The organism is Pseudonocardia sp. P-1, assembly GCF_058111925.1.
Genome location: NZ_CM176614.1, coordinates 1,519,422 through 1,542,982, shown reverse-complemented (window position 1 = coordinate 1,542,982; position 23,561 = coordinate 1,519,422). Strand labels below are relative to the sequence as shown.

Sequence of the window (23,561 nt, the reverse complement as noted above, 5' to 3'; positions counted from 1 at the left end):
GACCACGCGGCGGCGGCCCGGGACTCCTCCCGGGCCGCCGCCCGCGTGTCCCCGCCGCCCGTGGCCACCGCCGACGACACCACCGACACGGTCCGCCGCAGCGACCTGCCCGGCGGGGTCCGGCTCGTCACCGAGACGGTGCCGGGCGTCCGCTCGGTCGCGCTGGGCATCTGGATCGGGATCGGCTCGGTCGACGAGACCCCCGAGCAGGCCGGCGCCGCACACTTCCTGGAACACCTGCTCTTCAAGGGCACCCGGCGGCGCACCGCGGCAGGCATCGCCGAGGAGATGGACGCCGTCGGCGGTGAGCTGAACGCGTTCACCGCCAAGGAACACACCTGCTACTACGCCCACGTCCTCGACACCGACGTGGCGCTGGCGGTGGACGTGCTGGCCGACGTCGTCACCGACGCCGAGCTGGCCCACACCGACGTCGCGCTGGAACGGGGCGTCGTGCTCGAGGAGATCTCGATGCGCGACGACGACCCTGAGGACCTGCTCGGCGACCTGTTCGACGAGACCCTGTTCGGCGACCACCCGCTCGGGCGCCCGGTGATCGGCTCCGAGGACTCGATCCGGGCGATGAGCCGCGACACCCTGCACAGCTTCTGGCGCGGGGAGTACACGGCGCCGCGGATGGTCGTCGCCGCGGCCGGGAACCTGGACCACGACCACGTCGCGGAGCTCGTCGCCGCCGCACTGGACCGTGCGGCGCAGGGCCACACCGGCGCGCGCCCGGTGCCGCCGCGGACGGCGACCGGGGCCCGCCCCGTGCGCACCGGAGCCCTCGGCCTGCTCGACGACGACTCCGAGCAGGCCCACATGATGCTCGGCGTGCCCACCGCGGGCCGGGCCGGGCGCGGCCTGCCGGTGCTGGCGGTGCTGAACTCCGCCCTCGGCGGGGGACTGTCCTCGCGGCTGTTCCAGCAGGTCCGCGAGCAGCGCGGACTGGCCTACCAGGTCTACTCCTCGACCGTCCGCTACGCCGACGCCGGCGCGCTGTCGGTGTACGCCGGGTGCGCCCCGGAGCGGCTGGGCGAGGTCGTCGCGGTCGTGCGTGACGTGCTCGCCGAGGTCGCGGCCGACGGCCTGACCGAGGCCGAGGTCGTCCGTGCCCGGGGCGCCCTGCGCGGCGGCCTGGTGCTGGGCTGCGAGGACACCGCGTCACGGATGAACCGGCTCGGCCGCGCCGAGCTGGACCACGGGCGGCAGCGGTCGCTGGCCGACAGCCTGGCCCGGATCGACGCCGTCACCCCGGCCGAGGTCGCCGCACTGGCGGGGGAGCTGCTGGCCCAGCCGCTCACCGCGGCCGTGGTGGGCCCCTACGGCGACGTGGACGACCTCCCCGCCGCGCTGCGCGACCTGGCCTGACCGACCTCCCCCGAACCTGCCCCGAGGGTCACTCTCGTGGCTTCTACGGCCCCGAGAGTGACCCTCGGGGCACCCGGGGTGGTGGGTGTGAGACGGGCAGAGCCCCGGACCGGGCGGTCCGGGGCTCTGTGCCCGTCACGGGGTCGTCGATCAGGAGCCGTTCTGCCAGCCGAGGGTCTCGGGCAGCGGCGGGAAGGCGAACAGCGCCGAACCCCAGTTCGCGAGCCCGGGCTTGGTCGCCCAGATGCTCGGGCCGGAGTAGACCGGCAGCACGCCGTAGGTGGCGAGCGCCTTCTTCTCGGCCGTGGCGGCCGCGGCGTACTGCTCGTCGGCGGTGGGCAGGGTGTTGACCTTGCGCAGCTCGGCGTCGAGCTCCGGGGTGCCGGTGCCGGAGCTGTTCAGCGTCGAGTCCGAGCAGTACTGCTGGCAGATGTAGGCCACGCCGTACGGGTCGGAGGACTTGAACCCGAGGAAGACCATGTCGAACTCCTTGTTCGCCAGGACCTTCGAGAAGTCGGTCGACGGGACGACGCGGACCTGCAGGTCGACGCCGATGTTCTTCAGCATCGCCACCATGGCGCCGGACGAGGCGCGCTTGGTCGGGGTGTCACCGGTCTGCACGTAGGTGAAGGTCAGCTTCTGCCCGCCCTTGGTGCGCACGCCGTCCGGGCCGGCGACCCAGCCCGCCGCGTCGAGCCCCTGCTTCGCGGCCTCGGGGTCGAACGTGACGGCGCTCGCGAGGTTGTCCTGGTAGCCCTTCTGGTAGGGCTGCAGGGTCAGGGAGCCGCCGAGGTCCTCGGTGTAGTCCAGTCCCTGGAAGGCGATCTTGGCGAGCTGTGCGCGGTCGATGGTGTCGAACACGGCCTTGCGGACGGCCGGGTCCTTCAGGATCGGCGTGGTGCTGTTGAGCATCAGCAGGTAGTTCGCCGGGGTCCCGGAGATGCGGATGTCGGCGTTCGGCACCGAGCGGGCCTGGGCGAGGAAGTCGGCGGACTCGGCCTCGGTGGCGTCGAGCTGGCCGTTCCGGAAGGCGTTGATCTTGGCCTGCTGCTCCATCTGGACCAGGGTGATGCGGTCCAGCTTGCCCTTCTTGCCCCACCACTTGGGGTTGCGCTCGAAGGTGATGGTGGAGTTCTGCTTGTCGTAGTTCGCCACGGTGTACGGGCCGGCGCCCCACTCGGGGTGCGGGTTGTTCAGGTAGCCCTTGTTGAAGACGTCCGGGGTGGCCGCCTTCGGGTGGACGAGCTGGTTGAACAGGCTCTGCCACCACGGGTTGGGCCCGTTGAAGGTGACGACGGCCTGCTTGTCGTCGGCGCCGCGGGTCACCGAGGTGATCCGGTCGTAGCCGTCGGTGGAGTTCGGGATGAAGGCGGTGTCCTTCCCGTTGTCGGCCTTCCAGGTGGCCTCGAACGCCCGCCAGTCGATCGGCGTGCCGTCGTTGAACACGGCCTTCGGGTTGATCGTGTAGGTGACGGTGGTCTTTCCGGCGTTGTCGACGGCGTCCGCCTTCGTCACGTAGTCCGGGTTGATGACCGGGTCCCCGGTGGGCGTGAAGGTGATGACCATCGGGTTGTAGAACCCCCAGGCGAGCCGGGTGTCCGTGGTCATGTCGCCTTGGAAGACGTTGAACTGCGGGTTCAGGTCCGAACGGAACGGCAGGGTGACCTGGCCGCCGTCCTTGACGTTCTCGTACGGCTGGGCGTTGTACGACGGCGTCGTGGACAGCGACTCGCCCGTCTGCGCGGGCCCGCCGGAGCCACCCCCGCCACAGCCCGCCAGCACCAGGGCCAGCGCCGCGACGGCGGCGGTCATCGCCCCGCGTCGGATCGGTCTGCGCATGTCTCTCCTTCGTTCGGTCCCCCGGTGTCGGGGTGGGAGGTGGTTCAGCGGAAGTGGCAGGCGTTGCGGTGGTCGGAGTCGGCGTCGCTGGCGCCGTCCTTGACCGTCAGCGCGGGGGTCTCCCCGGCGCAGCGGGACCGCTCCTGCTCGGACAGCGTCCGGGCCAGCGGGCAGCGGCCCAGGAACGCACAGCCCGGCGCGTCGTCGGTCGGGCTGGGCAGGTCCCCGGAGAGCACCACCCGCTGCCGGGTGCGTTCCACCTGCGGGTCCGGCACCGGGATCGCCGACAGCAGCGCCTGCGTATAGGGGTGCTGCGGGTTGCCGAACACATCGGCGACCGCGCCGGACTCCACGATCCGGCCCAGGTACATGACCGCGACCCGGTCCGCGACGTGCCGCACCACCGACAGGTCGTGCGCGACGAACAGGTAGCTCAGCCCCAGCTCACGCTGCAGCTCGGTGAGCAGGTTCAGCACCCCCGCCTGCACCGAGACGTCGAGGGCGGACACCGGCTCGTCGAGCACCAGCAGCGACGGCTTCGTCGCCAGCGCGCGGGCGATCCCGATGCGCTGGCGCTGCCCGCCGGAGAACGCCGCCGGGAACCGGTCCACGTGCTCCGGGTCCAGGCCGACCAGCGCCATCAGCTCGTCGACCCGGGTGGCGACCCGCCCCCGGTCGGTCCAGCCGGCCGCCCGCAGCGGCTCGGTGAGGATGTCGCCGACCGTCATCCGCGGGTCGAGCGCCCCCATCGGGTCCTGGAAGACGATCTGGATCTCCCGGCGCAGCGCGGCGATGTCGGCGCGGCCGCGCAGTGTCGCGACGTCGGTGCCCGCGACCTCGATCGTCCCGCCCTCCGGCGGGAGCAGGTTCATGATCTCCAGCAGCGTCGTCGTCTTGCCGCAGCCGGACTCGCCGACCAGGCCGAGGGTCTCGCCGCGGCGGATGTCGAGGTCGACGTCGGCGACGGCGTGCACCGTCCCGACCCGGCGCCGCACCAGGGACCCCTTCATCAGCGGGAACGTCTTGCGCAGGTGCTGCACCGACAGCACCGCGGGACGGTCCTCGCGGTCGCCGGCGCGGTCGTCGCCGAGGGGCAGGTCGGGGACCGCGAACACCGGCTCGCCACCGATCGCGCCGTCGACGATCTCGCCGGTCCGCACGCAGGCGGCGGCGTGGCCGTCGCGGCCCGGGACCGGCACCAGCGGGGGCTCCGCGGTGCGGCAGGCGTCGACGGCGACCGGGCAGCGCGGCGCGAACGGGCAGCCCGGCGGCAGGTCGGTCGGCGCGGGCGGGCTGCCGGGCACCGGGACCAGCGGGCGTCGCTCGACGCTGTCGACGCGGGGGACCGCGCCCAGCAGGCCGATCGTGTACGGCATCCGCGGCGCGGCGAACAGCTTGTCCACCGGGGCGGTCTCGACCGGGCGCCCGGCGTACATGACGAGCACGTCGTCGGCGACCCCGGCGACCACGCCCAGGTCGTGGGTGATCATGACGACGGCCGCGCCGGTCTCGTCGCGCGCCACCTTCAGCACGTCGAGGATCTGCGCCTGCACGGTGACGTCCAGGGCGGTCGTCGGCTCGTCGGCGATGATCACGGTCGGGTCATTCGCGATCGCCATCGCGATCATGACGCGCTGGCGCATGCCGCCGGAGAACTCGTGGGGGAAGGCGCGCACGCGTCGCCGGGGGTCGGGGATGCCGACCAGGTCGAGCAGCTCGACCGCACGCTCGCGGGCCTTCGCCCGGCCGATGTCGCGGTGGATCTGCATCGCCTCGACGAGCTGGTCGCCGACGGTGAAGATCGGGGTGAGCGAGGACAGCGGGTCCTGGAAGATCATCCCGATGTCGTCGCCGCGGATCCCGGACATCGCCTCGTCGGACAGCCCGACCAGCTCGCGGCCGGACAGGGTGATCGAGCCCGTCACCGACGCAGACTCGGGCAGCAGTCCCATCACGGCCAGCGAGGTCACCGACTTGCCGGACCCGGACTCGCCGACGATGCCGAGCGTGCGCCCGGGCAGCAGGTCGAAGCCGACACCGCGGACGGCCTCCACCCGGCCGGCCTCGGAGGGGAACGCGACGGTCAGGTCGCGCACGGACAGCACGGGGGTGCTCATGCCCTGCCCCCCGCGCGCGACGTCGGGTCGAGGGCGTCGCGCAGACCGTCGCCGACGAACGCGAGCGACGCCGTCAGCAGCACCAGCAGCACCGACGGCACGATGAAGATCCACGGCGCGGTCGCCATCGACGAGCCGCCGTCGGCGAGCATGGTGCCCAGCGAGACGTCGGGGATCTGCACGCCGAACCCGATGAACGACAGCGCCGTCTCGCTCTGCACGGTGCTCGCCACGTTCAGGGTGAAGGTGACGATGAGCAGCGAGCCGATGTTCGGGATGAGGTGGCGGAACACGATCCCCGGTCCGGACACGCCCATGAAGCGGGCGGCCGAGACGTACTCGCGCTCGCGCAGCGTCGTCGCGACCGTCCAGACCACGCGGGCGGTGGTCATCCAGCCCAGCAGGGTCAGCGCGACGATCAGGATCCGGTAGTCGCCCGACCCCCACTGCGAGGCCAGCGCCAGGATCAGGAACGACGGCACCACCATCAGGAAGTGGACGACGGTGAGCAGAGCGCGCTCGCCGCGCCGCGCCCAGGTCCGCCCGCCGCCCAGGTAGGCCGCGCCCGCCCCGACCACCGCGGCGATCAGGGTGGTCAGCAGCGAGACCGTGACGGCGATGGTCAGCGAGCGCTGCAGGCCGTGCACGGCCTGGGCGTAGACGTCGTTGCCGCCGGCGGTGGTGCCCAGCGGATGGTCCAGCGACGGCGCCGCGGTCAGCGCCGCGAAGTCGACGTCGGTGTGGTCGTAGGGGGAGAGGAAGCCGCCGACCAGGGAGAACAGCACCAGCAGTCCGAAGACGACCAGGCCGGCCATCGCGGGCCGGTTGCGCCGGTAGCGGCGCCAGACCAGTGCGGCGCGGGCGCCCCGGCGACGGCGGGGCGCGGTGGCCCCGGGGCCGTCGTCGGCGCCGTCGCCGACCGTGGGGGCGAGCTCGGGCATGTTCAGGCTCATGTCAGCCCACCCGCACCCTCGGGTCGAGGGCGACGACCGCGATGTCGGCGAGCATGGCGCCGACCGCCGTCGTCACCGCGCCGAACGCCGCCGTGGCGACGACGCCGTGGATGTCGTTGGTCGAGATGGTGCGGATGAAGTAGTCGCCCATGCCCTGCCAGGCGAAGGTCTTCTCGGTGATCACCGCACCGGTGAACAGCGCCGGGATCGCGAATGCCACCTGCGTGGCCACCGGGATCATCGAGCTGCGCAGCCCGTGACGCCGGATGGCCTGCCTGCGGGTCAGCCCCTTGGCCCGTGCGGTCCGCACGTAGTCGGAGTTGACCACGTCGAGCAGCATCGAGCGCTGCAGCAGGTGGTAACCCGCGTAGGAGATGACCAGCAGCGAGATCGTCGGCAGCACCAGGTGCTGGGCCCGGTCGAGGAGCAGCGGCCAGAACCCGGTGACCCCGGGCGACTCGGACCCCGCGACGTAGAACAGCGTCCCGCCGACACCCTGGTTGATCGCGATGGCGACGAACACGACCGCCAGCGCCGCGACCGCCGACGGGATGTTCAGGGTGAACACCGAGGTCAGCTGGGCGGCGCGGTCACCGAGCCGGTACTGGCGCTGGGCCGAGTAGACCCCGAGCGCCACCCCGATCACGATCGACAGCAGCAGCGAGAAGAACACCAGCTGCCCGGACACCACGACGCGGAACGCCACCTGCGCGTTCACCGGGTCGCCGATCGGGCTGGTGCCCCAGTCCCAGCGGGTCACGATCCCGGTGACCCAGATCCACCACCGCTCCAGGACCGGGACGTTCGAGTCCAGGTTGTACTGGCCCAGCGACCGGGCGATCTCCGCGTCGGTGCGCGGCGGTCGCAACTGCAGGTAGTTGACCCGGGGGTCGAGGAACGAGTTCGCGAGGAAGTAGACCAGGTTGGTCGCGACGACGATCATCGCGAGCCACCCGGCGCCCCTGCGCAGGAGGTACCGGAGCACGCTGCTCTTCTCTGTTCGTCCGCGGTGCGGTGGTGACCGGCAGCGCGCGGGTGGTGGGACGACCGCAGGTGAGCGGGTGTCACTGTTTCGGGTCACATCGAGGCTGGCACGCCAGTACCAGAAATCGGTAGACCCGGTTCACAGCGTTTACCCATTCGTGATGATGACAGCCGGTCGTCACCGCGGGTTCGTCCGCTCGACGCGTGTGACCTGCTGGCAGGCTGGGCGCCATGACCGCCCTCGCCGTCGTCGCCGGCCTGATGATGCTCGTCGGCCTGGCCGGGATCGTGCTGCCCGTGCTGCCCGGGCCGCTGCTGATCGTCGGCGGGGTGGCGGTCTGGGCGGTCCCGCGCGGCGACGCGGTCGGCTGGTGGGTGCTCGGCATCGCGGTGCTCGTGACCGTCGCCGGTCAGGTCGCGAAGTACCTGCTCCCCGGGCGACGGCTGAAGGCCTCCGGGGTACCGACCCGCACCCTGCTCGCCGGGCTCGCGCTCGGCGTCGTCGGGTTCTTCGTCGTGCCCGTCGTCGGGCTGTTCCTCGGGTTCGTGCTCGGGGTGTGGCTGGCCGAGCTGGCCCGCCTGCCCGACGCCGCCACCGCCTGGCGCTCGGCACGCGAGGCGCTCACCGCCGTCGGCTGGAGCATCCTCATCGAGCTCGCGGCCGGGCTGGTGACGGTCGCGGTGTGGATCGGCGGCCTGGTCGTCGGCTGAGGCCCCGGCCGACCGTGCCCCGCGGTCGCGGACCGGGCCCCGTCCGCACCGGCGTGCGACCGGTCCGGTGCCGGATCCGGGATCACGCCGGGTCGCTGCATAGACTCCGCGGCGGTCCACGACGTCGAGGTGCGCGAGGTGTACGGGTGAGCGGGACGATCAAGGTGGCGGTCCTCGGGGCGAAGGGCCGGATGGGCTCCGAGGTGTGCCGGGCGGTCGAGGCCGCCGGGGACACCGAGCTGGTCGCCGCGCTGGACGCGGGCGACGACCTGTCCGCCCTCGACGGCGCCGACGTCGCCGTGGACTTCACCCACCCCGGCGCCGCGATCGCCAACATCCGCGAGTGCCTGGCGCGCGGGGTCGCGCCCGTCGTCGGGACCAGCGGCTTCGACGCCGCCAGGTTCGACGAGGTCCGCGCGATCCTCGACGAGCGCGGCTCCGGCAGCGTGCTCGTCGCCCCGAACTTCGGGGTCGGCGCCGTGCTGATGATGCACTTCGCGGCGCAGGCCGCCCGCTTCTTCGACTCCGCCGAGGTCGTCGAGCTGCACCACGCCGGCAAGGTCGACGCGCCGTCCGGTACCGCCGCGCGGACCGCGTCGGTGATCGGCGCGGCACGACGCGAGGCCGGACTCGGCGAGGTACCCGACGCCACCACCGACGACCCGCACGGCGCCCGCGGCGCGGTCGTCGAAGGCGTCCACGTGCACGCGGTCCGGATGCCCGGGCTGATCGCGCACCAGGAGGTCATCCTCGGCACCGACGGTGAGGTGCTCACACTGCGCCACGACTCGATGAACCGGACCAGCTTCATGCCGGGCGTGCTGCTCGCGGTGCGCGCCGTCCGCGACCGCCCCGGCCTGACGATCGGCCTGGAGCCGCTGCTCGGGCTCGGCTGAGCCCTCAGCCGACCAGGTGCAGGTCCAGCGTCCCGGAGTGGCGGACCTCGCGCAGCGTCGACGTGCCGGTGTCCAGCGTGCGCACCGCGCCGTCGGGCGCCCAGCCGGCGCGGCTGTAGAAGTTCCGTGAGGCGGCGTCGGCCTCGGCCACCCAGGTGCGCCCCGAGTCCGAGCCGGACTCCCGCAGCGCGGCCGCGGCGGCGGCGAGCAGCCGACCGCCGTGCCCGCGCCTGCCCCAGCGCGGCTCCACGAGCAGCGTGCTGACCTCGGCGATCGCCAGCCCGTCGGCCCCGGCGTAGCGGGCGGCGGCGGCGAACCCGACGGTTTCGTCCCCCTCGACGGCGACGAACAGGTGGAAGCCGTCCCCGGCGTGCACGGCGTCGCTCCAGTGCGAGCGTGCGGCGTCCGAGGTGAGCCCGGCGAACGCCTCCTCGGGCAGCAGCCCGGCGTAGGCGGTGCGCCAGGTGCGGTCCTGGATCGCCATGATCGCGCCGACGTCGTCGTCGGTGGCGGGGCGGACGGTCGCGGTGGCCATGGGACATGCCTACCGTGCGCCCTGGTCGCCGGCGTCACCGCCCGGGTGCACAGCCGGCGCACAGGTCGTTCCGATCCGCGTCCCATGCCCGGTTCCTACCGTCGTCGTCGGTTCCGTACGACAGGTTCCGCACGACAGTTCCGCACGACGACGCACCGGAGGACCCGCCATGCCCCGCTACCAGGGCCGTGATCTGCCCCGCCCCGACGACGAGGTCGTCGACCAGGGCCTCGGGTTCGACCTCGGCACCCTGCTGAGCAGGCGCCGCATGCTGGCCGTGCTCGGCGTCGGCGCCGTCACCGCAGGGCTCGCGGCCTGCGGCACCGCGGCTCCGTCGGCGACGACCGCGACCACGACCGGCGAGATCCCGGACGAGACGGCCGGCCCGTACCCCGGTGACGGCACCAACGGTGCGAACGTGCTCACCGAGTCCGGGGTGGTCCGCAGCGACATCCGGTCGAGCTTCGGCACCGGCTCGGCGACCGCGGCCGGGGTGCCGATGACCCTCGAGCTGACGATCACCGACATGGCCGCCGCGGGCATGGCGGGTGCCGCGGTCTACGTCTGGCACTGCGATCGCGACGGTCGGTACTCCCTGTACTCCGAGGGGCTGGAGGACGAGAACTACCTGCGAGGGGTCCAGGTCGCCGGCAGCGACGGGAAGGTGCGCTTCACCAGCATCTTCCCGGCCTGCTACACGGGGCGCTGGCCGCACATCCACTTCGAGGTCTACCCCTCCGAGGCCGACATCACCGACGCCGCCAACGCGGTCGCCACCTCGCAGGTCGCCCTGCCGCAGGCCGACTGCGACACCGTCTACGCCACCACGGGATACGAGCAGTCGGTGTCCAACCTGGCCGAGCTGAGCCTGGCGTCCGACAACGTCTTCGGCGACGACGGCGGCGCCCTCCAGCTCGCGACCGTCACCGGCGATCCGGCCACGGGCTACACGGTCGCACTGACCGCCGCCGTCGATCTGTCCACCGAGCCGACCGCGGGTGGCGCCCCGGGCGGGGGCGGGCCGGGCGCCGGCGGCCCCGGAGGCCCGCCGCCCGGCAGCTGACCGGCCGGAAGTCACCCGGCGCGGTGCCGCGGGTCCGGTACCGCCGGGTGTGGTGCGGCCCGGCCGCCGGTCCGGGCGGTACCGGATCCTGTCGGTGCCCCGTGGCAGCATCCCGGCCGTGCGCACGATCTCCGCCGACGTCGCCCGTCGGACGTTCCTCGCGGCCCAGGGTTTCACCGACCCGCGGCCGTCCGGGCCGGTCACCCGTCGTCATCTCGGGCGGGTGCTGGACCGGGTGAAGCTGCTGCAGCTCGACTCGGTCAACATCGCGGTGCGCGCGCACTACATGCCGCTGTTCAGCAGGCTCGGTGCCTATCCCGCGGCCCTCCTCGACGACGCCGCCTGGTCGCCCGACGCGCGCCGCCCGCGGCTGCTGGTGGAGACCTGGGCGCACGAGGCGAGCCTCGTCCCGGTCGTCGACCGGCCGCTGCTCTCCCACGAGACGCTGCCGCGGCGGTGGTGGAAGCACTACGGACCGCTGCTGGAGAAGCACCCGCGGCTGGCCGGGGACATCCTCGACGTCGTCGCGGAGGCGGGGCCGATGGGCGCCGGGGCGATCGAGAAGGCGCTGGCCCCGGCCGGCCGGGCCGGTGAGGTGCGTCCGCGCCCGCCCGGCGCGACCTGGTGGGAACGCTCGGAGGTCAAGCGGGTCTGCGAGTACCTGTTCGCGACGGGGGAGCTGTCGGTCGGCACGCGCGTCCACTTCGAACGCCGCTACGACCTGCCCTCGCGGGTCCTGCCGCCGGAGATCCTGGCACTGCCCGGGCCGGACCCGGCGGACGCCGCTCGCGAGCTCGTGGCCAAGTCCGCGTCGGCGCTGGGGATCGGCACCGAGACCGACCTGCGCGACTACTACCGTCTCGGCCCGGACCGCACCCGCACCGCGATCGCCGAGCTGGTCGACGCGGGTGCCCTGGAGCCGGTGAGCGTGCGCGGCTGGGACCGGCCCGCCTACCGGGACCCGGCGGCCCGGGTGCCGCGCGCGGTGACCGGGCGGGCGCTGCTGTGCCCGTTCGACCCGCTGGTGTGGGAGCGGGACCGGACCGAGCGGATCTTCGGGTTCCGCTACCGCATCGAGATCTACGTGCCGGAGCCGAAGCGGGAGTACGGCTACTACGTCTTCCCGTTCCTGCTCGACGGCGAGCTCGTCGGCCGGGTCGACCTCAAGGCCGACCGGGCGGCCGGGGTGCTGCGGGTGCCCGGCGCGTTCGCCGAGCCCGGGGCGAGCGCCCCGCGCCCGCGGATCGCGGCCGAGCTGGCCGGGGAGCTCGCGACGATGGCGCGCTGGCTCGGGCTCGACGGCGTCGCCGTGGGGGAGCGGGGCGATCTGGCCGCCGAGCTCCGTGCCGAGGTCGCCGCCCGCTGAGGGGTCAGGCGGGATCGAGGCGGAACACGGCGATCGTGTCCAGGTGCTCGGCGACCTGCTCCTCGGTGGCGTCGGCCGGCACCGGGAACGCCGACAGCGCCCATGGCACGTCGAGTGCCCGCAGGTAGCCGACGACGACGGCCGCGGCCTCGGCGCGCCCGGGCTCGACCGCGCGGTGCGGTTCGTCGCCCGTGGCGGAGCGGATCGCGCACTCCGGCGTGCGGTCCACGACGCCGAGCCTACGTCGGTACCTCGTTCGCCGATCATCTCGACAAGCGAGGTACCGTCGCAGGGTCAGACCGCGGCGGCCGACGCCCGGGTCACGAGGACGTCGCCGCTGCCGGTGCGTCCGGACAGCCGCACCGCGGGCGCCGTGGACGGGGTGTCGTGGCGGACGTCGAGCTCGGATCGGGCGCGGCCCGACCCGGTCGACAGGTCCAGCTCGGCGGCCACACCGGAGTGCACCCCGACCCGGACCGACCCCGACCCGGTGCCGAGCCGGACGTCACCGGAGACCGCGTCGGCGACGACGACGTCCCCCGACCCCGAGCGCACCTCGAGGTCCGCGGTGAGCTCGCCGACGCGGACGTCGCCGCTGCCGGTCCGGATGCGCGACGCGCCGCCGAGCGACCCGGCCTCGACGCTGCCGGAGCCGGCACGCAGATGCGCCCGGCCCGAGCACGTGCCCAGGTCGATCGACCCCGACCCGGTGGTGACGTCGGCGTCGCCGTGCACCTGGGCCACGCGGGCCGCGCCGGACCCGGTCCGCACCGCGGCCCAGGACGCCCGGCCGGTCAGCTCGACCGAGGCCGCGCCGGTCCGCACCGCGGGCCGCGACCCGGCGGGGGCGGAGACGGTGACCACGAGCGGCACCGCGCCGAGGGCCGGGTCGTCCGGCCCGCGCACCACCAGGCGTCGCGACGAGGCCGACCACTCGACGGTGACGGCGTCGACGGCGTCCGCCGACGGGTCGCCGGTGGCCTCCCACGGGGCGCCGACGATCGGGTCGAACCCGCGGCCGGACCAGCCCACCCCGGCCCGGGGCACGCCGGAGCCGCCGGTCATCGAGCTGCCGATCCAGTCCAGCAGCCCGCCGAGGCCGCCGGACCACGGCGCGGCGCTGCGGTCGGCGGTGACCTCCGCGCGGACCTCGCCGGCCCCGTCGACCAGGTCGATCCGGACCCGGCCGGCGCCGGTCGTCACCTCGATCTCGGCGGCGCCGGCGCAGTCGAACCGCTCGCTGCGGGAGGGGGTGCCGGCGGGGCCGGTGCCGCCCGTGGAGCCGTGGTCGCCTCCCGCGCCGCCGGAGCCTGCGCCGCCGGAGCCCGCGCTGTCGGTGTCGCCGGTCGGCGCGGGGCCGGTGCCGCCGCCGTCGGCGCCGCTCGCGCCGGGGGAGCCGCCGCCCTCCCCGCCGGGGCCGCTGTCGGAGCCGGTGTGGGCGTCGCCGCCGTGCGTGGCGTCACCGCTGCCGTCGTCCGGCCCGGGGCCCGTCCGCTCGTCGCTCATCCCTGCACCCATCCCCTCAGGTTGCGCCCGTCACGGTGCGGACGGCCGGTGCGTCCCTCCGCGCCGGCCAGTGCCCCCTGCACCGCCTGGGACACCCAGGTGTTGAGCGAGACGCCCTGGGACTGGGCGGCACGCTCGGCCTGGGCCTTGATCTGCTCGACGATGCGCAGGGTGACCCGGCTGATGTCCCCGGCGTCACCGGAGAACGGCGAGCCACCGGAGGCCGGGCCACCGGAGGCGCCGCCGCCGAACGGGAAGCCGCCGAACGGCGAGGTCCCCTCGCTCGCCGGGGCCGGGTCCGGGGTGGGGGCGTGCCCGGGCTCCGGGTCACCCCCGGACACCGACACGCGCACCTCCCGGCCGTGCAGGCGGACCTCGACCGAGCGGTCGCCGAGCGCGGCGGTCGCCTCCGAGGCCAGGTCGGACAGGGCGTTCATGATCGCGAGCCGGGCGGCGGGCTCGATCGCGGAGCCGAGCAGGGCCGCCGTGCGGCGGGTCTGCTCGTCACCCGCGGCCGCCGCGGCAGCGAGATCGTCGCGCAGCTGCGCGACATACGGCGTGAGGTCCATGACACCACTATGGCGTCACTGGTGACATCACGCTACCCGTTCGTGGCGTCGATGGCGACGTCGCAGGGCACCGGGGGTGCCGCGGCCGCCACCGTGGGTGCGGGCGCGGGGCCCGGCGGGTGCCGGGGACGCCGGTCGTTACCCTCGCGGCATGCCGGAGACCGCGCCGAAGACCGTCCCGCTGACCGTGCAGCTCGTCGCGAAGACCGAGTTCACCCCGCCCGCGGACGTCCCGTGGTCCACCGACGCCGACGGCGGCCAGGCGCTGGCCGAGTTCGCCGGCCGCGCCTGCTACCAGTCGTGGACCAAGCCGAACCCGCGCACCGCGACCAACGCCGGCTACATCGCCCACATCCTCGAGGTCGGGCACCTCTCGGTCCTCGAGCACGGCTCGGTCAGCTTCTACCTGACCGGCATCTCGCGCTCCCTGACCCACGAGCTGATCCGGCACCGCCACTTCTCCTACTCCCAGCTCTCGCAGCGCTACGTCCCCGAGCGTGACGCCGCGATGGTCGAGCCCGACGTCATCGCCCAGGACCCGGAGCTGCACGAGCTGTTCCTGCAGGCCTCGGCCGACGCGCTCGCCTCCTACGAGAGGCTCCTCGAGGGTCTGGAGGCGCGCTTCGCCGACGTGCCGAACGGCACGCTGCGGCGCAAGCAGGCCCGCCAGGCCGCGCGGTCGGTGCTGCCGAACGCCACCGAGACCAAGATCGTCGTCACCGGGAACTACCGGGCGTGGCGGCACTTCATCGCGATGCGCGCCTCCGAGGCCGCCGACGTCGAGATCCGCAACCTCGCCGTCGAGTGCCTGCGCCAGCTGCAGGCCGAGGTGCCGAACGTGTTCGCGGACTTCCAGATCCAGACCCTCGCCGACGGCACCGAGATCGCCTCCAGCCCGCTGGTGGCCGAGGGCTGAGCGAGGCTCGCCGAGCGGGCATCGGAGCCGGGGACCGGCTCAGGCCAGGACGGCGTGCACCCGTCGTCGCAGGTCCGGCAGGTCCCGCACGACGAACCCGCGTCCCTCCTTCTCCAGCAGACCCTCCGCGACCAGCCGGGACAGCTCCCGGCTGGTCGTGACCCGGGTGAGCCCCACGAGCAGCCCCAGCTCGTCGACGGCGGGGCGGATCGACAGCCGGGCCACCTCGTCGAGTGCGATCTCGCCGTAGGCCTCCACCAGGTGGCCGAGCAGCAGGATGATCCGCTCGCGGGCGGGCAGCCCCTCGATGAGCACGTGCAGCTGCATGACCCGCTGCTTGTAGGCGATCCGGCGGGTGATCTCCAGCAGCAGTTCCGGCTCGTCGCGGGCGGCGGTCAGCAACGCGTCGCGGGTCACCGAGACGATCTCCGACGGCCGGGTGCAGACCGAGGCGAGGTGCCGCGGCCGTCCGTCGACGCAGGCCGCCTCGCCGAGGCTGGCGCCGGGCTCGGCGTAGGCCAGGGAGCGTTCCGAGCCGTCGGGCCGGTGCAGGTAGATCCGGACCCGCCCGGACACGACGAGGTGGAACCGCGACGACAGCTGGCCCTGGGTGTAGACGTGCTCGCCGCGGGCGTAGTGGCGGGGGCTGCCCAGCTGCGCGATCCGCGAGGTCAGCGACGTCCACGGGGCGGTCAGGAACGGTGAGACCGGGTGGTCGTCGGGGTCGGGGGCGGGCAGCGCGCGCACGGTGCCGTCGGGCCGCCGTGCCGCGCCGCTGCTCATGGTCCCGCCTCCCGGCCGTCGCCGCTGGTCCGTCCGGACGGTAGCGGGCTCGGGCGCCTGCGGGTAGGTGGACGGCCCGGACGCCGAGGGGTGCGTCCGGGCCGTCGGGTCCGGGGGTGCCGGCCGGCGGCCGCCGGCACCGGGTGGGGTGCGGTGCGGCCCGCCCGGACGGGCCGCACCGGTGGCCGGTCAGGCGGCCGCGAGCTGTGCGTCCTGCTCGGCGAGGGAGTCCGCGTCGGTCTGCGGCAGGGCCAGCGTGCAGAGCAGGCTGATCAGCGAGACCGCCGAGAGCAGCAGGCCGATGCCGAGGCTGCCCAGCGTCGACGCGGCCAGCGCCGCGGCGAACAGCGGGACCACGCCGCCGCCGAAGACGCCGGCGAGGTTGTAGGCGATCCCGGCGCCGGTGTAGCGGAAGCGGGTCGGGAACAGCTCCGGGAGCTGGGCGCCGATCGGGCCGTAGGCGATGCCGACGACGCCGAGCACCAGCGACAGGCCGAGACCGAACGACCACACGGTGCCGATGTCGATGATCGGGAACGCGAGCAGGCCGGCCGCGACCGAGGCGATGTTGCCGCCCACGACCATCTTCCGGCGTCCGACCCGGTCGGACAGGATCGCGGAGGCGATCGTCGTCAGGGCGAAGACCAGGCCGCCGACGATGCCCATGGCCAGCACCGAGGTGCGCGGGAGCTCGAGCTGCTGGGTGCCGTAGCTGGTCAGGTAGGTGACGCCGATGTAGAAGAAGGCGAACACGGCGGTCGTCGAGCCGGCGCCGAGGAACACCGCGGCGGTCCGGGTCGTGAAGACCTCCGTGACCGGCAGCCTGGTCGAGACCGGGCCGCTGTTCTTGAACGTGGCGGTCTCCTCCAGCGCGAGGCGGACGTAGAGCCCGACCGCGACGAGCAGCACCGACCCGATGAACGGGATGCGCCAGCCCCAGGTGAGGAACGCCTCGTTGCTCATGGTGAGCGCGGTGACCAGGAAGGTCGCCGAGGCCAGCGCGAACGCGACCGACGGGCCGAGCTGCGGGAACAGGGCGTACTTGCCCCGCGCCTTGGTCGGGGCGTTCTCCGCGGTCAGCAGCGTGGCACCGGCCCACTCGCCGCCGACGGCGAGGCCCTGCAGGATGCGCAGCACCACGAGCAGGATCGGCGCGAGGACGCCGATCGTGCCGGTGGTGGGCAGCAGGCCGATGGCCAGCGTCGAGAACCCCATCAGCAGCAGCGTGGTGACCAGCGTGCCCTTGCGGCCGAGCCGGTCGCCGAAGTGGCCGAACAGGATCGACCCGAACGGGCGCGCGACGAACGCGACGCCGAAGGTGGCCAGGGCGAGGGCGGTACCGGCCGCCGCCCCGAGCTCGGGGAAGAAGACCTTGTTGAACACCAGGGCCGCGGCGGTGCCGTAGATGAAGAAGTCGTAGAACTCGATGACCGTGCCGGTCATGCTCGCGAGTGCGATCTTGCGCATCGACCGCGGCGGCTGCGTGGCGACAGCGTTCGTCACGTGTGTTCTCCCCGTCGAGAAGCATGGAGTGGGACGGATCGGAGTATCGGGACACGGAAGGGTGAGATCTGTATCACCGGCTACAGATGGCCTGCGTTCCGTCAGCCGTTTGTCGACCGTTCGTCGCGCGGTGCGGCCCGGAGCGGGCCGGACTAGGTTGGGGGCGGTGAGCCTTGCCACCGCCGAACGTGCCGCCCTGTGTGCCGAGTTCGAACGCTCGGGCCCCGACCGCCCGACGCTGTGCGAGGGGTGGAACGCCCGGGACCTGCTCACCCACCTGCTGGTGCGCGAGCGGCAGCCGTGGAACGCCGCGGGGATCGTGGTGCCCGCGCTGTCGGGCATGACCGACAAGGCGATGGACGGCTACGCGTCCGCGGCCTGGCCGAACATGATCGACGACCTGCGCAAGGGGCCGCCCGCGTGGTCGCCGTTCAAGGTCGGCAAGGTCGACGAGATCGCCAACGGTGCCGAGTTCTTCGTCCACCACGAGGACCTGCGCCGCGGGGAGCCCGGCTGGGAGCCCCGCCCGTCGGACCCGGAGCGTGACGGGCAGCTGTGGAACCTGCTCGCGAACCAGGCGAAGCTGCTGTTCCGGCGCAGCCCGGTCGGCCTGGTCCTGGCCCGTCCGGAGGGCGCGACCCAGGTCGTCGCGACCGGGTTCGGCGTGGTCACGGTGACCGGTGAGCCCGCCGAGCTCGTGCTGCACGCCTTCGGCCGGGACGCCGCGCGGGTGGAGGTGACCGGTCTGCCCGCCGACGTGGAGGCCTACCGGGGTGCCCCGTCCGGCATGTGACCGGGAACCGCCGGTCCTCCGGGCGGTACCGTCACCAGTCATGAGCACCGGTCCCGATCCCGCCCCCGGCGGGCAGCAGCACCCGCCGCGCCGACCGTTCGGCGAGGTGCTGACCGCGATGGTCACGCCGTTCGACGCCGACGGCGAGCTGGACCTGGCGAAGGCCGAGGAGCTGGCGAACCACCTGGTCGATCTCGGTAACGACGGGCTGGTCGTCAACGGCACGACCGGTGAGGGACCGACGACGTCGGACACCGAGAAGTCGGAGCTGATCCGCGCCGTCGTGTCGGCGGTGGGGGACCGGGCGACGATCGTCGCCGGGGCGGGCACCTACGACACCGCGCACTCGATCGAGCTGGCCCGCAGCGCGGAGCGCGCCGGTGCGCACGGACTGCTCGTGGTGACGCCGTACTACTCGCGGCCGCCGCAGGAGGGACTGCTCGCCCACTTCACCGCCGTCGCCGACGCTGGCGACCTGCCGGTGATGCTCTACGACATCCCGCCGCGCAGCGTGATCGGCATCGATGTCGACACCTTCCAGCGCCTGGCGCAGAACCCGCGCATCGTCGCGGTGAAGGACGCACGCAACGACCTGCGGGTCGGCACCGAGGTGCTCGCCACGACCACGCTGGCCTACTACTCCGGCGACGACCCGGTGAACCTGCCGTGGCTCTCGGTCGGGGCGGTCGGTTTCGTCAGCGTGATCGGCCACGTCGTCGCCGACCGGCTGCGCGCCATGATCGACGCCTACCACGCCGGTGAACACCAGCGGGCCCGTGCGCTGCACTACGCGATGCTCCCGGTGATCCGCGGGATGGGCCGGGTCGGCGGCGCGGTGTTCGCCAAGACGGCACTGCGGCTGCGCGGCATCGACGTCGGCGACACCCGGCTGCCGCTGCCGCCCGCCACCGAGGACCAGGTCGCGGCGATCGCCGGCGACCTCGCCGTCGCCGGGGTGGCGCTGGACCCGCAGGCCCGCCCGAACGCCCCCGCCTACCAGCCCGGCCACGGTGCCCTGGGCGGACGCACCGCAGCCGACATCGGCGCCGAGGTCGCGTACCACCGAACGTGAGCGGAGCGAACGGAGCATCCGTACCGCACCTGAGCACGAGCCGGCTCCGCACCCGGGCGGGCCCCGAGAACACGAACCAGAGAACACGAACCCATGTGAGGCACGAACCCCTGTGAGTCCCCAGCGCAACGACCGACGCAACCGGCCCGGCCGGACGCTCTCCGCACCGCCGGAGGACATCGAGCGCCCGGAGCTCCCGGACGCCCCGCCACCCGCCCTCGCGCGGGGTGGCCTGCGCGTCTACGCGCTCGGCGGCATCGGCGAGGTCGGTCGCAACATGACCGTCTTCGAGTACGAGGGCCGGCTGCTCGTGGTCGACTGCGGCGTGTTGTTCCCGTCCGACTCCGAGCCGGGCATCGACCTGATCCTGCCCGACTTCCGGACCATCGAGGACCGCCTCGACGACATCGACGCGCTCGTGCTGACCCACGGCCACGAGGACCACATCGGTGCCGTGCCGTGGTTGCTGCGCATGCGCCCGGACATCCCCGTCGTCGGGTCCCGGTTCACGCTCGCCCTGGTCGCGGCCAAGTGCAAGGAACACCGCCTGACCCCGCACCTGCAGGAGATCAAGGAGGGCGACCGGGTGTCCCACGGCGGGTGGGACTGCGAGTACTTCGCGGTCAACCACTCGATCCCCGACGCCGTCGCCGTCGCGATCCGCACGCCCGCCGGGCTGCTGCTGCACACCGGCGACATCAAGCTCGACCAGCTCCCGCTCGACGGGCGGCTCACCGACCTGGGCGGGTTCTCCCGGCTGGGCGAGGAGGGCGTCGACCTGTTCCTGGTCGACTCCACCAACGCCGAGGTGCCGGGCTTCGTCACCCCCGAGGCCGACATCGGGCCGGTCATCTCCGACCTGGTCCGCCGGGCGCCGTCGCGGATCATCCTGGCCTGCTTCGCCAGCCACGTGCACCGCGTCCAGCAGGTGCTCGACGCCGCGCACGCGCACGGCCGCAAGGTGTGCCTGACCGGGCGCTCGATGGTCCGCAACATGGGCCTGGCCGACGACCACTCGCTGCTGAACATCCCCGACGGGCTGCTCGTCGACATCGACGAGGCGATGCGCCTGCCCGACGAGAAGCTGGTGCTCGTCTCCACCGGATCGCAGGGAGAGCCGCTCGCCGCGCTGTCCCGGATGGCGCGCGGGGACCACCGCAGCATCACGATCCGTCCGGACGACACGATCATCCTGGCCAGCTCGCTGATCCCGGGCAACGAGACCGCCGTGTTCGGCGTGATCAACGGGCTGACCCGGCTCGGCGCGACCGTCGTGCACCAGGGCAACGCCAAGGTGCACGTCTCCGGGCACGCCCCGGCCGGCGAGCTGTTGTTCCTCTACAACGCGGTGCGCCCGTCGAACGTCATGCCGGTGCACGGGGAGTGGCGCCACCTGCGGGCCAACGCCGCGCTCGCGCGTCGCACGGGGGTGCCCGAGGAGTCGGTGGTCATCGCGGAGAACGGCGTGGTCGTGGACCTCGTCGACGGCCGCGCGGCGATCACCGGCCGGGTCGAGGTCGGGCAGGTCTACGTCGACGGGCTGTCGGTCGGTGACGTGGGCGAGACCACTCTCGGTGACCGCATCGCGCTCGGCGAGGGCGGTTTCATCGCGATCAACGTGGCGATCGACCACAAGACCGGCCGTGCGCTGTCGCGTCCGACGCTGTCCGGCCGCGGGTTCTCCGACGACCCCAAGGCGCTCGACGCCGCCCAGTCGCTGGTCGAGGACGAGCTGTCCCGGCTGGAGAACGAGAACGTCACCGACCCGCACCGGATCGCCCAGGGCGTGCGGCGCGTCGTCGGCCGCTGGGTGTCGGACACCTACCGCCGCCGCCCCATGATCGTCCCCACGGTCATCGCCGTCTGAGTGTGTGGAGGGGTCGTCGACCCCTCCACACCCGCGTCGGTCCCCGGTTCGATCACCGAACCGGGCTACCGTGTGTGACATGGCGGGACGCACGGGCACGGGCAGGACCACCACGACTGCGGCCGCGGGCCGCGGCTCGGGGCGGTCGGGCTCGCGCGCGTCCACCGCCCGCAAGCGCCCGTCGGCAGGCCGCAGGCCACCGGCCCGGCGCCAGGGCCCGGACCTGGTCGACCGCGGGATCGACGCGGTCGGCCGGGGCGTGGCGAAGACCGTCCGCGCCTCCGGACGGGCGGTCGGGCGCACCCGCGAGATCGACCCCGCGCACCGCCGTGACGGCGTCGGCTTCGGCATGCTCGTGCTCGCCGTCATCGCCGCCGCCGGGCTGTGGTGGCAGGCGGGCGGCTCGGTCGGCTACTGGTTCACCTTCCTCGTGCAGGCGGTGATGGGCCAGGCCGGCGTGGCGCTGCCGGCGATCCTGCTGGGCATCGGCATCGTGCTGGTCACCACCGAGGGGCACCCGGAGGCCCGGCCGCGGATCGTGACCGGCAGCCTGCTGCTCGCCCTCGGCGTGCTCGGGCTGGTGCACCTGGGCGCCGGAGCGCCCGCCGAGCCCGACGCCTGGCGCGGCGCGGGCGGCGCGGTCGGCTACGTCGCGGGGACCCCGCTGAAGGCCGGGCTCAGCCTGTGGACGGCCGTCCCCGTTCTCGTCCTCCTGACGCTGTACTCGGTCCTGCTGGTCACCGGCATCCCGGTGCGGGAGCTGCCGGACCGTTTCCGCAGGCTCACCGGACAGCTGCCGCCCGAGCAGGACGACGAGGAGGACACCGGCGCGGGCCGCCCGCGCACGGTGGCCGACGCCGTCGCCGAGCGGGACGGGCAGGCCGGGGACGCCGCGGAGGCCCCGAAGAAGCGGCGCCCGGCGCGGCGCAGGCAGGGGGCCGCGGAGGCCGACGCGTTCCGGACGGAGGAGGGCGAGCACGCCCCGGCCCCGGTGGACCCGTCGCTGCCCGGGGTCCCGGACGAGGAGGCCCCCGCCGCCGTCCCCGCCGCGGCCGCACCGCCGGCGACGAAGCCGCGCAAGCCCGTCGTCGAGACGCCGCAGGTCGCGGACGAGCCGCTCGAGGGAGAGCAGCTCTCGATGGCGATCCGCGAGCCGCAGTCCGACACCGAGTACATCCTGCCGCCGGCGGACACCCTGGAGTCCGGGCCGCCGCCGAAGTCGCGCAGCTCCGCCAACGACGCGATGATCGAGGCGATCACCGGGGTCCTCGACCAGTTCAACGTCGACGCGCAGGTCACCGGCTTCACCCGCGGCCCGACGGTCACCCGCTACGAGATCGAGCTCGGCCCGGCGGTGAAGGTCGAGAAGATCACCCAGCTGCAGCGCAACCTCGCCTACGCCGTCGCCAACGACAACGTGCGGCTGCTCGCGCCGATCCCCGGCAAGTCCGCGGTCGGCATCGAGGTGCCCAACACCGACCGCGAGATGGTCCGCCTCGGCGACGTGCTGCGCTCGGGCAACGCCCGCGCCGAGCAGCACCCGATGGGCATCGGCCTGGGCAAGGACATCGAGGGCCACTACCTCGTCGCGAACCTGGCTAAGATGCCGCACCTGCTGGTCGCGGGCTCCACCGGTTCCGGTAAGTCCAGCTTCGTCAACTCGATGCTGGTGTCGCTGCTGACGCGGGCCACGCCGGACGAGGTCCGGATGATCCTCATCGACCCGAAGATGGTCGAGCTGACGCCCTACGAGGGCATCCCGCACCTGATCACGCCCATCATCACCCAGCCGAAGAAGGCCGCCGCGGCGCTGTCCTGGCTGGTGGAGGAGATGGAGCAGCGCTACCAGGACATGCAGGCCAACCGGGTCCGCCACGTCGACGACTTCAACCGCAAGGTCCGCACCGGGGAGATCACCGCCCCGCCCGGGTCCGAGCGGGTGTACCGGCCCTACCCGTACATCATGTGCATCGTCGACGAGCTCGCCGACCTCATGATGACCGCGCCGCGCGACGTCGAGGACGCGATCGTCCGGATCACACAGAAGGCGCGTGCGGCCGGGATCCACCTGATCCTGGCGACCCAGCGGCCGTCGGTGGACGTCGTCACCGGTCTGATCAAGACCAACGTCCCGAGCCGGCTGGCGTTCGCGACGTCGTCGCTGACCGACTCGCGGGTCATCCTCGACCAGCCGGGCGCGGAGAAGCTGATCGGCATGGGCGACGCGCTCTACCTGCCGATGGGCGCCGGCAAGCCGGTCCGCATGCAGGGCGCCTTCGTCGACGACGACGAGATCTCCAAGGTCGTCGCGTTCACCAAGGAGCAGGCCGAGCCCAGCTACACCGAGGGCGTCACCGCGCAGAAGGCCGGCGAGAAGAAGGAGATCGACGCCGACATCGGTGACGACCTCGACCTGCTGCTGCAGGCCACCGAGCTGATCGTCAGCTCGCAGTTCGGGTCGACCTCGATGCTGCAGCGCAAGTTGCGGGTCGGGTTCGCGAAGGCGGGCCGGCTGATGGACCTGCTCGAGACCCGCAACATCGTCGGCCCCTCGGAGGGCTCGAAGGCCCGCGACGTGCTGGTCAAGCCGGACGAGCTGGAGGGTGCTCTCCTCCTGATCCGCGGCGGCGGGACCGCCGACGGCGGCGAGATCGCCGACGACGACGAGTGACGCCGCGGGTGACGGCTGCGGGGCGGTGATGATCCCGACACCGTCG

20 protein-coding genes are annotated in these 23,561 nt (G+C 73.5%); 10 read left to right on the top strand and 10 right to left on the bottom strand.

Annotation, left to right across the window (positions count from 1 at the left end):
- Nucleotides 1-60 precede the first annotated feature (60 nt).
- Nucleotides 61-1,371 carry a M16 family metallopeptidase gene (locus AC0GKK_RS07400; protein ID WP_489883994.1) on the top strand — a complete coding sequence of 437 codons (1,311 nt, stop codon included), beginning with the start codon at nt 61-63 and terminating at the stop codon, nt 1,369-1,371.
- Between the two features lie 150 nt (nt 1,372-1,521).
- Here the strand turns inward: AC0GKK_RS07400 and AC0GKK_RS07395 are convergent, their stop codons facing one another.
- From AC0GKK_RS07395 to AC0GKK_RS07380, 4 genes are read right to left on the bottom strand one after another with little or no spacing between them, the layout of a single operon-like run.
- Nucleotides 1,522-3,210 carry an ABC transporter family substrate-binding protein gene (locus tag AC0GKK_RS07395; protein WP_218623120.1) on the bottom strand — a complete coding sequence of 563 codons (1,689 nt, stop codon included), beginning with the start codon at nt 3,208-3,210 and terminating at the stop codon, nt 1,522-1,524.
- Nucleotides 3,211-3,254: 44 nt separating this feature from the next.
- Nucleotides 3,255-5,327, bottom strand: a complete 2,073-nt coding sequence (locus tag AC0GKK_RS07390) for an ABC transporter ATP-binding protein (RefSeq protein WP_489883462.1) — start codon at nt 5,325-5,327, stop codon at nt 3,255-3,257.
- Nucleotides 5,324-6,280: an ABC transporter permease gene (locus AC0GKK_RS07385; protein ID WP_178376794.1), complete on the bottom strand. Its 957-nt coding sequence runs from the start codon at nt 6,278-6,280 to the stop codon at nt 5,324-5,326. The genes AC0GKK_RS07390 and AC0GKK_RS07385 overlap by 4 nt, the downstream gene beginning before the upstream one ends.
- Nucleotide 6,281: 1 nt before the next feature.
- Nucleotides 6,282-7,265 (bottom strand): ABC transporter permease, encoded by a 984-nt coding sequence (locus AC0GKK_RS07380; protein WP_489883461.1) that lies wholly within the window; start codon nt 7,263-7,265, stop codon nt 6,282-6,284.
- A 230-nt stretch (nt 7,266-7,495) separates the two neighbouring features.
- On the opposite strand from AC0GKK_RS07380, the gene AC0GKK_RS07375 reads away from it, so the two are divergent.
- Together AC0GKK_RS07375 and dapB are read left to right on the top strand one after the other, a co-directional pair.
- Nucleotides 7,496-7,975, top strand: coding sequence for a DUF456 domain-containing protein (locus AC0GKK_RS07375; RefSeq protein ID WP_062401153.1), 480 nt, complete (start codon nt 7,496-7,498; stop codon nt 7,973-7,975).
- Between the two features lie 191 nt (nt 7,976-8,166).
- Complete coding sequence (gene dapB / locus AC0GKK_RS07370; RefSeq protein WP_062404383.1) at nt 8,167-8,871, top strand: 4-hydroxy-tetrahydrodipicolinate reductase; 705 nt, start codon at nt 8,167-8,169, stop codon at nt 8,869-8,871.
- A 4-nt stretch (nt 8,872-8,875) separates the two neighbouring features.
- Here the strand turns inward: dapB and AC0GKK_RS07365 are convergent, their stop codons facing one another.
- Nucleotides 8,876-9,406 (bottom strand): GNAT family N-acetyltransferase, encoded by a 531-nt coding sequence (locus tag AC0GKK_RS07365; protein ID WP_489883460.1) that lies wholly within the window; start codon nt 9,404-9,406, stop codon nt 8,876-8,878.
- A gap of 169 nt (nt 9,407-9,575) precedes the next feature.
- Between AC0GKK_RS07365 and AC0GKK_RS07360 the strand changes: the two genes are divergently transcribed.
- Nucleotides 9,576-10,469, top strand: coding sequence for a dioxygenase family protein (locus tag AC0GKK_RS07360; protein ID WP_489883459.1), 894 nt, complete (start codon nt 9,576-9,578; stop codon nt 10,467-10,469).
- 118 nt (nt 10,470-10,587) lie between these two features.
- A complete protein-coding gene (locus AC0GKK_RS07355) occupies nt 10,588-11,835 on the top strand; it encodes a winged helix-turn-helix domain-containing protein (protein WP_489883458.1) in 1,248 nt (415 codons plus the stop codon).
- A gap of 4 nt (nt 11,836-11,839) precedes the next feature.
- Here the strand turns inward: AC0GKK_RS07355 and AC0GKK_RS07350 are convergent, their stop codons facing one another.
- From AC0GKK_RS07350 to AC0GKK_RS07340, 3 genes are all read right to left on the bottom strand, one after another.
- Nucleotides 11,840-12,064, bottom strand: coding sequence for a hypothetical protein (locus tag AC0GKK_RS07350; protein ID WP_489883457.1), 225 nt, complete (start codon nt 12,062-12,064; stop codon nt 11,840-11,842).
- 65 nt (nt 12,065-12,129) lie between these two features.
- On the bottom strand, nt 12,130-13,341 hold the full coding sequence (locus tag AC0GKK_RS07345) for a DUF4097 family beta strand repeat-containing protein (RefSeq protein WP_489883456.1): 1,212 nt from the start codon (nt 13,339-13,341) through the stop codon (nt 12,130-12,132).
- A complete protein-coding gene (locus AC0GKK_RS07340) occupies nt 13,338-13,910 on the bottom strand; it encodes a toxin-antitoxin system HicB family antitoxin (protein WP_489883455.1) in 573 nt (190 codons plus the stop codon). Before AC0GKK_RS07340 ends, AC0GKK_RS07345 begins: the two co-directional genes overlap by 4 nt.
- Nucleotides 13,911-14,061: 151 nt before the next feature.
- Between AC0GKK_RS07340 and thyX the strand changes: the two genes are divergently transcribed.
- Entirely contained in the window at nt 14,062-14,826 is a 765-nt protein-coding gene (gene thyX / locus AC0GKK_RS07335; RefSeq protein ID WP_346107521.1) for an FAD-dependent thymidylate synthase, read from the top strand.
- A gap of 39 nt (nt 14,827-14,865) precedes the next feature.
- Here the strand turns inward: thyX and AC0GKK_RS07330 are convergent, their stop codons facing one another.
- Complete coding sequence (locus AC0GKK_RS07330; protein ID WP_482636946.1) at nt 14,866-15,609, bottom strand: Crp/Fnr family transcriptional regulator; 744 nt, start codon at nt 15,607-15,609, stop codon at nt 14,866-14,868.
- A 189-nt stretch (nt 15,610-15,798) separates the two neighbouring features.
- Nucleotides 15,799-17,112, bottom strand: a complete 1,314-nt coding sequence (locus AC0GKK_RS07325) for an MFS transporter (protein WP_489883454.1) — start codon at nt 17,110-17,112, stop codon at nt 15,799-15,801.
- A 166-nt stretch (nt 17,113-17,278) separates the two neighbouring features.
- Between AC0GKK_RS07325 and AC0GKK_RS07320 the strand changes: the two genes are divergently transcribed.
- The 4 genes from AC0GKK_RS07320 (at nt 17,279) to AC0GKK_RS07305 (ending at nt 23,515) form a co-directional block, all read left to right on the top strand.
- Nucleotides 17,279-17,905 (top strand): TIGR03085 family metal-binding protein, encoded by a 627-nt coding sequence (locus tag AC0GKK_RS07320; RefSeq protein WP_208819483.1) that lies wholly within the window; start codon nt 17,279-17,281, stop codon nt 17,903-17,905.
- Between the two features lie 40 nt (nt 17,906-17,945).
- Entirely contained in the window at nt 17,946-18,977 is a 1,032-nt protein-coding gene (gene dapA / locus AC0GKK_RS07315) for a 4-hydroxy-tetrahydrodipicolinate synthase (protein ID WP_405418536.1), read from the top strand.
- Between the two features lie 178 nt (nt 18,978-19,155).
- On the top strand, nt 19,156-20,844 hold the full coding sequence (locus tag AC0GKK_RS07310) for a ribonuclease J (protein ID WP_208819522.1): 1,689 nt from the start codon (nt 19,156-19,158) through the stop codon (nt 20,842-20,844).
- A gap of 79 nt (nt 20,845-20,923) precedes the next feature.
- Nucleotides 20,924-23,515 (top strand): FtsK/SpoIIIE family DNA translocase, encoded by a 2,592-nt coding sequence (locus AC0GKK_RS07305; protein WP_489883453.1) that lies wholly within the window; start codon nt 20,924-20,926, stop codon nt 23,513-23,515.
- The last annotated feature ends 46 nt before the right edge of the window (nt 23,516-23,561 follow it).